The sequence below is a fragment of the Rhizobium sp. 01L419 genome (assembly GCF_056400025.1).
In genome coordinates, this window is record NZ_JBFTSM010000003.1 from 145,715 (window position 1) to 158,497 (window position 12,783).

The window sequence follows — 12,783 nt, forward strand, 5'->3', positions numbered from 1 at the left end:
ATTTTTCAAGAGTAGCCGGAAACACCCTGTATTTCGCGCTGCACAGGCCGGCAAACCCCACTTCCGACACCTTTCAGCAAACAACCTCCGCCACCTCCTCCAGTAGAAAATAACGATTTCAAACCAATCGCTTAGCCAGGCGGAGGTTACTTCCTCCATAACTTCCTCCACTGCTATGAACCTCCTCCAAAACCTGCCTTCACTGGCGGAGGTTCCACGCCTGGCGGAGGTTGCCTGGCGGAAGTTCGCCATTCGTCGGGAAACAAAAAACCCGGCTCGATGGCCGGGTTGTCAGGGTGTCGGTGTGCTTCAGAAAGTCGAACCGTATTCATATGCCGGCGCATACCTGTCAGGGCTCCATTCCCGGGCCTCGTCCGGATCGCCGCGAACATAGGCCGTCTTTCTCTCGCCGTCGCGAAAACGAATGCCCTTATCCTTCTTCTCAAACCCGAGGCCGACCATCGCCGCGCGCATATGGGCATGATGAAGCTTCGTCAGTTTGTTGATAGTTTCCGGCCCATCGAAGCCGACCAGCTTCCAGACATCAGTGGCCTTGATCTTCAGTGGTCCTTCCGGAATGCGCTCGCGAAGGATTTCCAGCCACGGCCCGAAGTCCGACGATTCACGCGCAGCGCTCGCCGCTGCATTCCACAATGCCGGATCATCGAGCCACAGGTTTTCACCCGCCTCCCTGTACACGGCTTCCGCCCAGAGCTGATCGCGCACGGCCGCAATGCCAGCGGGATCAGCGACTGTCGCGCGGACGATCCAGAAGCGGCGGTTGCCCGTCGTGTCGGTCAGGTAGCGGCTTTCGTTCGTCGTGCCGAACAGGATGAATTGCCTCGGCCGGTTGGTCGTATAGCGGTCATAGGAGAGCCGGGCGCTGTCGACCATCGTCGTGATGAACGACTTGACGCGGTTGGTATCTCGCCGGCTCATGCCGTCGAGTTCCGGCATTTCCAGGATCCAGCGGCCGGCGGTTTTCTCGATGGTCACTTTCGGGTCGGCGCCGATTTCGAGCTGATCGGTGAACCATGCGCTGTTATCGCAGAGAGCGAGGATCGCCGAGGACTTGCCGATGCCCTGGGGACCCTCGACGACAAGCATGGCGTCGAATTAACGATCCGGCCGTCATTGCCGCTGCAGATCGATGCGGCTTGTCACCACGGATCGGCCCGACGCGAGGTCGCGATCAACAGTCTGCAGGCGAAGCCCGTTCTGCCCGACCTTTTCGATCATCAAGTTTGCTTTTCGGTCGCCATTGGTGATGTGAGCCCAGGTGACATTGAAGTTGAGAGCATCGCCTTTCCGGCTGCCGACAAGCATGGAAGGCTGGCCCGATGGCCCCGTGTAGTTGCCGGTGTAGCGTTGACCGGCCGCCTTTACATTTGCCGAAAAGGTTCTCGTGACGATGGCGAGAGCGCGACAGCTGCCATTCATGGACACTGCGGAAGCACTCGCGTTGGATTTCAGATTGCAGGAGACATTGACCTTCGTGCCGCCGATCTTGGTCAGGACCATTCCGCCTCCATCCCAGTCGCCTGCCAGCGAGTTCAGAAAGTCGGTGTCGGCCGCATTCGCGTTGGCAGACAGGCATGAAAGCGAGAGCAATGTTGCGATCAGATGAGGACGCATGAGAGCACCCAACGTTTCCCTGGGCGGACAACATTCGGCGTGGGAAATTGTTCCGTTAGAGTCACTCGTGCCAGTGATTGGCAACCCAAGGTATCGACACGATCTATGACTGGGCCGACGGTATCGACAAAATCGTCGTCGGCTCGTCCGTCACGCTCGTGAACCTCTACAACTCCGGCGCCTCGGCACTCCTGGAGTTCGACGCGATCGATGGCTCCGATCTGCTTTTTGCATAAACGGAACTGAACGAAATCGGCCCAGATCGACGTTCGATCTGGGCCTCTTCGCAGGTATCGGAATTGTAGCCGGCCTCAAAAGCCAAACGCATCCCGCCACTTGTCGTTCCAAGCTGCAAAGTCGTTCGAGGCTTTGCCAAAATTGCTGTTGTTCAGCATTGCGGATGCCATTTTCAACTCATCCGTATTGCTACCATCCGATCTGCTGATGATCATCCCCGCCTCGATCAGTGAGGATTGGGCCGTCTTCAATCCCGCCATAAGGGTATTACTGGTGCTGTTTCCATTCTTGTCTTCTATGTTCGAGATGATCTTGCCACCGTTTCCAAGCTTGAAGCCGATCACAAATTCGCCGTCGCCGAACTTGGATCTGTTGTCCCGGATCAGGCGCTGAATGGCGTTGGCCATCGCATTGTCATCGCTGATGCCGGGATTCTTCGCCTTTTCGGCTTTGACCAGCGAGGCAAATTTGTCCCCATCGTCATCGATGAGCTTCTTGATGACGTCGGTAACACCGGCATCGCTGGTTTTGAAATTGTCCGAATCCAGGAAATCGAGCGCGCTCGACACAATCCCGTCGTTGCTCTCTTTGACGTCGAGCAGCGCGCTGTTGATTGTCGATGAGGCCTGGGTCTTTACGGCGCTCGTTTGGCTGGAAATGCCGTTAGCGATAGCTGCGATAGTGTCGGCAGCCGATTTCCCGGCTTGCTGTTTGGTGGGAAGCAACGATGCGTTCGTCTGCTGCAGGATGAGCAGCGCCGCATTGTTCGCTGAAGAGATAGCGGTCATCTTCGTTCCTCTGGTACCGGAACTCCCTCCATCGGAATTCGCGGCACGGAAGAGCTTGGGGCATCATGCCTGAGCAACCCAGATACGAGATATTACTTGTCACAACTTTGAATTTTGCGCGTTAACAAAACGCTTATTCCACGTGCTAAATCCTGAACTTGCGTTCTTACTCATGCCAATGATCGGCAACCCAAGGTGTCGGCAGGATATAGTGGCGCAGGTAGCGGAAGGGTTGCTTGCCGCCGCGTTTGCTGGCGTCGAAGACGCCCTTGATGTGCTCGATCCGCGTTTCGGCGCGGCCTTTCGGGCCGAATTTCCCTTCGATGGCGTTCTGCGGGTGGAAGCCGCGCGGGAAGAGGACGACGCGGGCGCTGGATGGCAGGCGCGGGGCGAGGAAGTAGTTCAGCGGAAAGGCCCAGTGGCAGTCCTGCCGGAAATGCAAAACCCAGCTGCGCGGGAAGAATTTTACGCCGCCGGGCGCATTGCGGGTGACGAAACGCTGCTCGTACTGATATTCATCGGCCACTTTCTGCGGGTTGGCCCTGAACTTTTCCTGCAGCGGCAGGAGCTTGCCGACCGGAAAGCGAAAGAGCGAGCTCTGGCCGAGCCTTTCGAAAGGCGTTGTCTGGTTGCGGGCCATGACTACGTCGTCAGGCCCTCCGACCTCGAAAAAGTCATCGAGGGAGGCGACGATAACAAGGTCGAGGTCCAGATAGAGGACCGGCCCATCAAGGCTTCCGAGCTTCGGTCCCCAGAGCCTCGCCTTCGGCCAGATGCCCCTCGTATTGACGGGCATTTCGACATCCAAAGGCGGCAGATCCTCGCACAGGATGGCGGGATGGAGAGTGTCGCGGCAGTCGGTGAAGCACGTAAAGGTAAAGGGCGGCGTGATGTTGCGCGCCACCATCGCATACAGGCGGTTGATGAAAGTCGGCCCGTATCTCGTACCCCAATTGATGCAGATTACCTGTTTAACGCCGCCGCTCGCAGCCAAAACATGCGCCATCATATCTCGCCATTTCCGTGCCCGGATCCGAAACCCTTCGCATCCGCGATGGAGCGGTTCACAGGCCTGCATCAGGTTACAATTGGGAATAACCTGGCGGAAATGCAATCCTGACATCCAAGAGCCCCGGCAGCCTGCCGGATCTCCTTTTCCGGCGGCTACCCACCGGAACTTCCTTCGCTAAGTGCCTTGTATTTTAAATTTGCGAGCGCCGGAAGCGGTTTAAGCGTCGACGTCGAAGAAAGCATATCACTTGCGCTTTACCTGCTATCGGCAGGAGCATAAAAGACTGCCGACACCCCGCGTTGCCCCACCAACCGACAATGGCCCCACCAGCCGACAGTGGTTTTCCCGTATCGCGGAGAAAGTCCCGAAAGGTTCATCATGTCCGCACCATCGAAGCAATCCAAACGCACGCTCGTGGTTGCGACGATCATGCTCGCGACCTTCATGGTGGCGATCGAGGCCACGATCGTGGCGACCGCCATGCCGCACATCGTCGGCCAGCTCGGCGGCTTTTCCTATTACAGCTGGGTCTTTTCCGCCTTCCTGCTGGCACAGTCGACGACGACTGTCATCTACGGCAAGCTTTCCGACATTTTCGGCCGCAAGCCGGTGCTGATCGGCGGCATCCTCATTTTCCTCGTCGGTTCGCTCTTTTGCGGGCTTGCCTGGTCGATGGCTTCGCTCATCGTCTTTCGCCTGGTGCAGGGCCTTGGCGCCGGTGCGATCCAGCCGGTGACGATGACCATCATCGGCGACCTGTTCAAGCTGGAGGAGCGCGGCAAGGTGCAGGGCGTGATGGCGACCGTCTGGGCGACCTCGGCAGTCGTCGGGCCGCTTGCCGGCGGCATCATCGTCGATACGATCTCCTGGGCCTGGATCTTCTGGATCAACCTGCCGATCGGCATCTTCTCCATCATCGCCTTCACGATCTTCCTGAAGGAAGACGTGGCGCATAAGGATGCCAAGATCGACTATCTCGGCGCCATCCTGTTTTCGATTTCCATCACAGCACTGCTGACGATCCTGACGGAAACGAATGCACCGGCCTGGGTCCTTCTCTCGCTTGCCGCCGTCTTCGTCGTGACCGGCATCCTGTTCGTGATGCAGGAGAAGCGCACGCCGGAGCCGATCATTTCCATCGCGCTCTGGAGCCGGCGGCTCGTGGCGACCAGCAATGCCTGCATGCTGCTGGCCGGCATGGCGCTGATCGGCCTTTCGACGATCCTGCCGATGTATGTACAGGGCGTGCTCGGCCGCTCGCCGATCGTTGCCGGTTTCACGCTCACCATGCTGGTGGTCGGCTGGCCGATGTCGGTGATGCTATCAGGCCGTCTCTTCAAGGCGTTCGGCATCCGCAATACTCTGCGGGTCGGCAGCTTCATGTTTCCCTTCGGCGCCTGTTTCCTGCTTTTCTTGACGCCTGAAAGCCATCCGGCCGTCGCCGGCGCCGGCTCGTTCTTCATGGGCTTCGGCATGGGGCTCATCAACCTGACCAGCATCGCGCTGGTGCAGGACAGCGTGGAATGGTCGATGCGCGGCAGCGCCACGGCCTCGATCATCTTTGCCCGCAGCCTCGGCAATACGCTGGGCGCCACGGTGCTCGGCGCAATCCTCAATGCCGGCATCAATCACTATGCGACGGGAGACGCGGCGGCCGGCCTGCATAATGTGCTGAACGAACCGACCGGCCTTTCCGAACTCGCCGGTGATCCGGCTGTGCGCGGCATCTTCGATGCGGCGCTGCACTGGAGCTTCTGGGGTGTCGTCGTCGTGGCAGTGCTGACCTTTGCGACCACCTGGCTTATTCCGATCGGGCGGGGCGTGAAGACGGGTGGTGCGGGGAGTGCTGCGAGCGAAGCGGCCTCGCATTAGAGATAGGCTGATCGGTTGGGGTTGGTGGGTGTGGCCCCCTCATCCGCCCTTCGGGCACCTTCTCCCCCAGGGGAGAAGGGGATGCCGCGACGCCTCGATTCCCCCTTCGCCCCATCGGGGAGAAGGTGCCCGAAGGGCGGATGAGGGGGCCGCACGGCACCTCCGTCATGATCATCTTTTTAGATGCACGACGCCCCGCTTCGCTCAGGCGCCTTCCGTGACGCTCTGCGGGATGGACTGCAGCAGCGTCTGGCGGGCCGAGCGAAGATGGATGCGACAGGTCGCATCGATCCTTCCCTGATCGCGGGCTTCGAGCGCTGCGATATAATCGAGATGTTCGTAGATCGCGCGTTCGTTGCGTTGACGGGCGGCCGCCTTGTTCCATTGATAGTGATAATGGAAGATGATGGCGATCGCGTCGTAGAAATCGGCGATGAAGCGGTTCTTCGAGGCGCGGTGGATCAGCAGGTGAAAGCGCTCGTCAAGGGCTGAGAATTCCTTGAAGCGGTTGTTGATATCGGAGAGTACGAAAGCGTGCTCCTCCTTGATCGCCGCAAGATCGGCCCAGGCCTGATGCTCGGCGGGAAGCTTGCCAAACTCGGCCGCCGAATGCAGCTCGAACATTTCGCGCACATCGGCAAGTTCCAGCGCGAATTCGCGCGTGAAGCCCTTCAGCGTCCAGTGGCTGTTCGGCCGCTTCTCGATCAGCCCGAAGCGCGAGAAGCGGATGAGGAATTCGCGCACGCTGGTCGTGCCTGTGCCGATCTCGCGAGCAAGCTCCAGTTCGTTGATCTGCATGCCGGGTGCGGCTTCATCCGAAAGAATGCGCTGCATGAAGCTGCGTTCGATGATGTCATGCAGCGAATCCGTCTCTTCCGACGGGAAAAAATCGCGGTCAACAGGCTGGCGCAGCACGATCTTCTGGCGCTTGTTCCAGCGGATGATGCCTTCCTCGCTGAGGCGGGTCAGAATGGCGCGCGCCGTACTGCGGCTGACGCCGAGCTGGGCAGCGATTTCCGGCTCGGAAGGCAGCGCCGTATCCATGCGCAATGCTGCCGCATATCGATTATACGCTTCCTTGAAGACCGTATTCTGCCTTGCCATCAGACCCTGCTTTCCGCCCGAGCGACACGGCGATGATACCCGCCGCCAACAACGGGCATAGCCGGACCAGGAGCCCCTTCAAGCGACCTTTATCTTAGTTTTTGGTCGCCTGCGGCTGTTTGCCTCCCTCGTCCACAGGATCAAATTCCCGTTGACTTGAAAATGTTTATTGTAGATAAAAAACAAAATCAATGCGCATTCGTTGATGCAGCAGGCGCCGATGTAGCGAGCGTTTCGTCAGGGAGAAGAGATTGGACAGACAGCCTTGGATCATCCTGTCGACCGGTGACAATGTCGCGGTCGCAACGGCACAAATCGCTGAGGGATCTGATGTTGCGGGTGTGGTAACCCGGCAGAAGATCGACCCCGGCCACAAGGTCGCCATAGCGGACATTCCGCAGGGCATGCCGGTGGTCAAATACGGCCAGGCGATCGGCCGCACGACGGCGGATGTAAAAGCCGGCGACCACGTTCACAGCCACAATCTGCATTTCGAAAACGACCGTCTTGCCGCAACGGCCAACTCCGCTCCCGAAGAAGCGAGCGCTGACGACAAAACGCGCACCTTCATGGGTTACCGCCGGGCCGACGGGCGGGCGGCGACGCGCAACTATATCGGCATCATCGCCAGCGTGAACTGTTCCACCACGGTCTGCCGGGCGATCGCCGACGAGGCCAACCGCACCATTCTGCCGCATTATGACGGCATCGACGGCTTCGTGCCGATCGTTCACGACCAGGGCTGCGGCATGAGCTCGACCGGCGACGGCATGAACGTGCTGCACCGCACGCTTGCCGGTTATACGCGCCATGTGAATTTCGGCGGCGTGCTGATGATCGGCCTCGGTTGCGAGGTCAACCAGCTGACGCTTTACGGCCAGAGCGGTGCCGGCGCCTCCAAGCGGCATTTCAATATCCAGGATGCCGGCGGCTCCCGCCGCGCGGTCGAGCGCGCCATGGGTGTGCTGCGCGAGATCGCCGCCGATGTCGGCCGCGAAAAGCGTGTTCCGATGTCGGTCAGTGAGATCATCATCGGCCTGCAGTGTGGCGGCTCCGACGGTTTTTCAGGGATTTCCGCCAATCCGGCGCTCGGTGTTGCCGCTGACCTGCTGGCGGCAGCCGGCGGCACGGCGATCCTTTCGGAAACCTCCGAAATCTACGGTGCGGAACATCTGCTGCGCAGCCGCGCCGTCAGCGACGATGTCGCCAGGAAGCTCGATGAGAAGATCGTCTGGTGGGAGGCCTATGTCGCCCTGCACGGCGCCTCGCTCGACAACAATCCGTCGCCCGGCAACAAGCGCGGCGGCCTGACGACCATTCTCGAAAAGTCGCTCGGCGCCGTCGCCAAGGGCGGACGCTCGCCGCTGACCGCCGTCTATGGTTATGCCGAACGCGTCACCGCACCCGGTCTCGTCTTCATGGATACGCCCGGCTACGATCCTGTGTCTGCCACCGGCCAGGTTGCCGGCGGCGCGAACATGATCGCATTCACGACCGGCCGCGGCAGCTGCTTCGGCTGTCGTCCCGCGCCTTCGCTGAAGCTCGCCAGCAATTCGGCGCTCTTCACCTCGATGGAAGAGGACATGGATATCGATTGCGGCACGATCGTTACGGGCGATGCGACGATCAGCGGCAAGGGCCGCGAGATCTTCGATCTGATCGTCGACACGGCCTCCGGCCAGAAAACAAAAAGTGAAATCTTCGGTTATGGCGATAACGAATTTGTTCCGTGGCATCTCGGTGCCACACTCTAAATAATCCCTATAAAAATTTCGGGTCTTCACAAGGAGGAATGATGAAGACGAGGAGGATCGGCAAGACGGCGCTGGAGGTCACCGAAATCAGTTTCGGTGCGGCAGCGCTGGGCGGCCTTTATCGCGCCTGCCCGCGCGAGCAGGCGATGGAAACGCTTGATACGGCGTGGAACCATGGCATCCGCTATTACGACGTGGCGCCATGGTATGGCCTTGGCCTCGGCGAACGGCATGTCGGCGATTTTCTGCGCGGCAAGCCGGAAAACGATTATGTGCTGTCGACGAAGGTCGGTCGCCTCTTGCGCCCGGTACCGACGGGCACCGTTCCCGACTATAGCTATGTCGATCCGCTCTCCTTCGATGCCGATTACGACTATTCCTATGACGGCATCATGCGGTCGGTCGATTTCAGCTATGCGCGCCTTGGCCTCAACCGCATCGACATCCTCTACGTCCACGACATCGGCGCCTATACGCACGGTGCCGCCAGGAATGCCGTGTATCTGAAGAGTTTTCTCGACAGCGGTATCAAGGCGCTGGAACAGCTGAAGTCCTCAGGCGCGATCAAGGCGTTCGGCCTCGGCGTCAACGAAGTGCCCGTCTGCCTCGACGTGATGCGCAACGCCGATATCGACGCCATTCTGATGGCCGGCCGCTACACGCTGCTCGACCGGTCGGCCGTTGCCGAGCTCATCCCGCTTTGCCGGGAGAAGGGCACGTCGCTGGTCGTCGGCGGTGTCTTCAATTCCGGCATTCTCGCAACCGGCCCGGTGCCGGGCTCGCATTTCGACTACATGCCGGCGTCCGAAGAGGTGCTGGGCAAGGTGGGCGCGATGGAAGAGGTGGCCAAGCGCCACGGCCTGCCGCTTGCCGCCCCTGCCCTGCAGTTCCCGTTGCGCGATCCGGTCGTCTCCTCGGTGCTGATCGGCACGGCGAAGCCTTCGAGCCTCGTGCGCAATATGGAAAATTTCGAACCACGGCTTCCCGACGATATCTATCCCGAGTTCGAGCCCCATACGCTGGTGGCTGCGCCGCTCGGTGAAGAAGCTGTCCGCGTCTGAGGAGACACCATGCTTAAAGGTATTCATCCGCTTCTTGGCCCCGATCTGCTCTATGCGCTGAAGAGCATGGGGCATGGCGACGATATCGTCATCGCCGACGCCAATTTCCCATCGAGCAGCATGGGCCCCGACGTCATCCGGGCCGATGGCGTCAGCGCGACAGCCATGGCCGAGGCGATCCTCATGCATATGCCTCTCGATACGTTCGTGCCGCAATCGGCATGGCGGATGGAGGTGGTTGGCGACCCCAAGGCGGTGCCGGAGGTTTGCGCCGAATTCCAGGAGATCGTCACCCGTCGCGCCGGCGATTTTTCCATCGCCTCCGTCGAACGCTTCGCCTTCTACGAGATGGCACGCAAGGCTGCCTATATCGTCGCGACCACCGAGTTCCGGCTCTACGGCAACCTGATTTTGAAGAAGGGCGTGGTGCATCCTCACGAGGTGCAATTCGACTGAAGACCTTATTTTAGGTCCTTATGTATTTGAAATGAAAACAATTGCTTGGCAGACAATTTAGCGGGCAAAAAAGCGAAATCGGCACACTTGCAATTTGCTTTCGCCTCGGCTAGCTTCACATCGTAAATGTTTTTTATCGATAAAAATCGTCCGCCTGCGTTCAGCGGTCCGGTTTCATTGGAGGAGAACGCACCCTGAGAGGAGAACCCTTATGAGCATCGTGAAATCCATTCTGTCTCGCCGCGCCTTTACGGCACTTGCAGGCGCCGCTGTCATTGCAACGGCGATGCCGGCCACGTCCTTTGCGGCCGAGGTGACGATCCCGATCATCGTCAAGGACACGACGTCCTTCTACTGGCAGATCGTTCTGGCAGGCGCCCGCAAGGCCGGCAAGGATCTCGGCGTCAACGTGCCGGAGCTCGGCGCTCAGGCCGAATCCGACATCAACGGCCAGATCAGCATTCTCGAGAACGCCGTTGCCGGCAAGCCGGCTGCCGTCGTCATCTCCCCGACCGAGTTCAAGGCGCTCGGCAAGCCGATCGATGAAGCCGCCAAGTCGGTTCCGATCATCGGCATCGACTCTGGTGCGGACTCCAAGGCATTCAAGTCGTTCCTGACGACCGACAACGTCCAGGGCGGCCGTATCGCTGCTGACGGTCTCGCCGCCGCCATCAAGGGCGCCACCGGCAAGGAAGAGGGCGAAGTCGTCATCCTGACCAACCTTCCCGGCGTCGGCTCGCTGGAACAGCGCCGCGAAGGCTTCCTGGATCAGGTCAAGACCAAGCATCCCGGCCTGAAGGTGATTGCCGACAAGTACGGCGACGGCCAGGCAACGACCGGCCTCAACATGATGACCGACCTGATCACGGCCAACCCGAACCTCGTCGGCGTCTTCGCCTCGAACCTCATCATGGCGCAGGGCGTGGGCCAGGCGATCGCCGAAAACAAGCTCGGCGACAAGATCAAGGTCATCGGCTTCGACAGCGACGACAAGACGGTCGGCTTCCTCAAGGACGGTGCGATCGCCGGCCTCGTCGTTCAGGACCCCTATCGCATGGGTTATGACGGCGTGAAGACCGCTCTTGCCGTCTCCAAGGGCGAGAAGGTCGAGCAGAACGTCGACACCGGTGCCAACCTCGTCACCAAGGCGAATATGGCCGATCCGAAGATCGACGCGCTCCTGAACCCGAAGATCAAGTAAATGACAGGTGGGCCGCGCCGGCTTCAAAAGCCGGCGCGGCCTTTCTCATCCATGGTATTGTTCATCAGGGATGGAGCAGACGTGACAAGAGGAGGAGAGGTCCATGGTCGGACTGGAAGAGATCAGTCATCGCCACGATGACAGCGCGACGCTGAAAGAAGCCAATCGAATTCCCGCCGGATCGCCTATCCTCGAACTGAAAGGCCTGCAGAAGAATTACGGTCACGTGCAGGCGCTGAAGCCTGCGACGCTGACCTTCCTTGCAGGCGAAATCCACGCCATCGTCGGCGAAAACGGCGCCGGCAAATCCACCCTTATCAAATTGCTCACCGGCGTCATCACGCGCACGGCCGGCGAAGTGCTGTGGTGCGGCCATCCTGTGGGGCTGTCGACGCCGAACGAGGCGATCGCCCGCGGCATCAACGCCGTCCACCAGGAAGTCGTGCTCTGCCGGCACCTGAGCGTTGCGGCCAATCTCTTCCTCGGCGACGAGGTCAACCGCTTCGGCATCATGCGCAAGAAGCAGATGGAGAAGATGGCGCAGGCCGTTCTCGACGATCTCGGCTTCGGCCTGCCTGCCGGTGCGCTGCTGAGTTCGCTGACGATCGGTCAGCAGCAGCTCGTCGCCACCGCGCGCGCGGCCATGCGCGGCACGCAGTTCCTGATCTTCGACGAGCCGACCGCCTATCTCACCCGCCAGGAATCCGCACAGCTCTTCAAGCTGATCCGCCGCCTGCAGGGCGAAGGCGTCACCATCGTCTATATCAGCCACCGCATGGAGGAAGTTTTCGAGCTTGCCGACCGTGTCTCGGTGCTGCGCGACGGCACGCATGTCGGCACGCGCCTCATCGGCGAAACCAATGACGCCGAGCTGATCGCGCTGATGATCAATCGCTCGATCGAGCAGATCTACCATAAGGAAGAGATTCCGATCGGCGAGACGATCCTCGACGTCAGAGGTCTTACCGGCCCGGGCTTCGAAGACGTGTCGCTGAGCGTCAAGGCAGGACAGATCGTCGGGCTCTATGGCCTGATCGGCGCCGGGCGCAGCGAATTTGCGCTCGGGCTCTACGGGCGCCAGCCGACAAGTGCGGGCGATATCCACTGGATGGGCAAGCGCGTCGATATCAGGAACGAACGGACTGCGATGGAGCTCGGCATTGCGCTGGCGCCAGAAAGCCGGCGCGACCAGGGGCTCTGCCTCAACCTGCCGATCGGCCTCAACATCAACCTGCCGGTGTTCGGACGCCTCAGCCAGGGCCCGGTCATCAATCACTCGCGCGAATCGACGAATGCCGACAAGCAGATCCGCGATCTCAGCATCAAGACGCCGAGCCGGCGCGTTCCGGCCTCGAGCATGTCTGGCGGCAACCAGCAGAAGATCGTCATCGGCAAGTGGCTGAGCCACGGCGCCCGGCTTTTCATTTTCGACGAGCCGACCGTCGGCGTCGACGTCGGCACCAAGGCGGAAATCTACCGGCTCTTCGCCAAGCTTCTGAAGGAGGGGGCAGGCATCATCCTGATCTCTTCCTACCTGCCTGAGGTCTACGAACTGGCTGACCGGCTGCACGTCTTCCGCAGCGGCAAGCTCGTTGCAAGCCATGATTTCCACGCGGCGACGCATGAAGAAGTGCTCAGCGAAGCGATCGGCGTCTGAGCCAGA

12 protein-coding genes and 1 pseudogene are annotated in these 12,783 nt (G+C 60.2%); 7 read left to right on the forward strand and 6 right to left on the reverse strand.

The window, feature by feature from the left end; all coding sequences use genetic code 11:
* Positions 1-309: 309 nt before the first annotated feature.
* Positions 310-1,107, reverse strand: a complete 798-nt coding sequence (locus tag AC1DUP_RS07685) for a VapE domain-containing protein (protein WP_477832336.1) — start codon at positions 1,105-1,107, stop codon at positions 310-312.
* Positions 1,108-1,131: 24 nt separating this feature from the next.
* Positions 1,132-1,635, reverse strand: a complete 504-nt coding sequence (locus tag AC1DUP_RS07690; protein WP_477832337.1) for a hypothetical protein — start codon at positions 1,633-1,635, stop codon at positions 1,132-1,134.
* A 77-nt stretch (positions 1,636-1,712) separates the two neighbouring features.
* On the opposite strand from AC1DUP_RS07690, the gene AC1DUP_RS07695 reads away from it, so the two are divergent.
* Positions 1,713-1,871 carry a hypothetical protein gene (locus AC1DUP_RS07695; protein ID WP_477832338.1) on the forward strand — a complete coding sequence of 53 codons (159 nt, stop codon included), beginning with the start codon at positions 1,713-1,715 and terminating at the stop codon, positions 1,869-1,871.
* Between the two features lie 75 nt (positions 1,872-1,946).
* Here AC1DUP_RS07695 and AC1DUP_RS07700 read toward each other — a convergent pair whose 3' ends face one another.
* The gene (locus tag AC1DUP_RS07700) at positions 1,947-2,660 is read right to left on the reverse strand and encodes a hypothetical protein (protein WP_477832339.1); all 714 of its coding nucleotides are present in this window, start codon (positions 2,658-2,660) and stop codon (positions 1,947-1,949) included.
* A 166-nt stretch (positions 2,661-2,826) separates the two neighbouring features.
* Positions 2,827-3,669, reverse strand: coding sequence for a glycosyl transferase (locus AC1DUP_RS07705; protein WP_477832340.1), 843 nt, complete (start codon positions 3,667-3,669; stop codon positions 2,827-2,829).
* Between the two features lie 381 nt (positions 3,670-4,050).
* On the opposite strand from AC1DUP_RS07705, the gene AC1DUP_RS07710 reads away from it, so the two are divergent.
* Positions 4,051-5,544: an MDR family MFS transporter gene (locus tag AC1DUP_RS07710; RefSeq protein ID WP_113307010.1), complete on the forward strand. Its 1,494-nt coding sequence runs from the start codon at positions 4,051-4,053 to the stop codon at positions 5,542-5,544.
* Positions 5,545-5,576: 32 nt separating this feature from the next.
* Here AC1DUP_RS07710 and AC1DUP_RS07715 read toward each other — a convergent pair.
* Positions 5,577-5,699: pseudogene (locus AC1DUP_RS07715) on the reverse strand (endonuclease domain-containing protein); the annotation flags it as partial.
* A gap of 49 nt (positions 5,700-5,748) precedes the next feature.
* Positions 5,749-6,648: a GntR family transcriptional regulator gene (locus AC1DUP_RS07720; RefSeq protein ID WP_477832341.1), complete on the reverse strand. Its 900-nt coding sequence runs from the start codon at positions 6,646-6,648 to the stop codon at positions 5,749-5,751.
* A 251-nt stretch (positions 6,649-6,899) separates the two neighbouring features.
* Between AC1DUP_RS07720 and AC1DUP_RS07725 the strand changes: the two genes are divergently transcribed.
* From AC1DUP_RS07725 to AC1DUP_RS07745, 5 genes are all read left to right on the forward strand, one after another.
* Positions 6,900-8,402, forward strand: coding sequence for a UxaA family hydrolase (locus AC1DUP_RS07725; protein ID WP_477832342.1), 1,503 nt, complete (start codon positions 6,900-6,902; stop codon positions 8,400-8,402).
* A gap of 41 nt (positions 8,403-8,443) precedes the next feature.
* The gene (locus tag AC1DUP_RS07730) at positions 8,444-9,463 is read left to right on the forward strand and encodes an aldo/keto reductase (protein WP_477832343.1); all 1,020 of its coding nucleotides are present in this window, start codon (positions 8,444-8,446) and stop codon (positions 9,461-9,463) included.
* Positions 9,464-9,472: 9 nt separating this feature from the next.
* Positions 9,473-9,919, forward strand: coding sequence for an RbsD/FucU domain-containing protein (locus AC1DUP_RS07735; protein ID WP_113298437.1), 447 nt, complete (start codon positions 9,473-9,475; stop codon positions 9,917-9,919).
* Between the two features lie 211 nt (positions 9,920-10,130).
* A complete protein-coding gene (locus tag AC1DUP_RS07740; protein WP_477832344.1) occupies positions 10,131-11,120 on the forward strand; it encodes a substrate-binding domain-containing protein in 990 nt (329 codons plus the stop codon).
* 103 nt (positions 11,121-11,223) lie between these two features.
* Positions 11,224-12,777: a sugar ABC transporter ATP-binding protein gene (locus AC1DUP_RS07745; protein ID WP_477832345.1), complete on the forward strand. Its 1,554-nt coding sequence runs from the start codon at positions 11,224-11,226 to the stop codon at positions 12,775-12,777.
* Positions 12,778-12,783 lie beyond the last annotated feature (6 nt).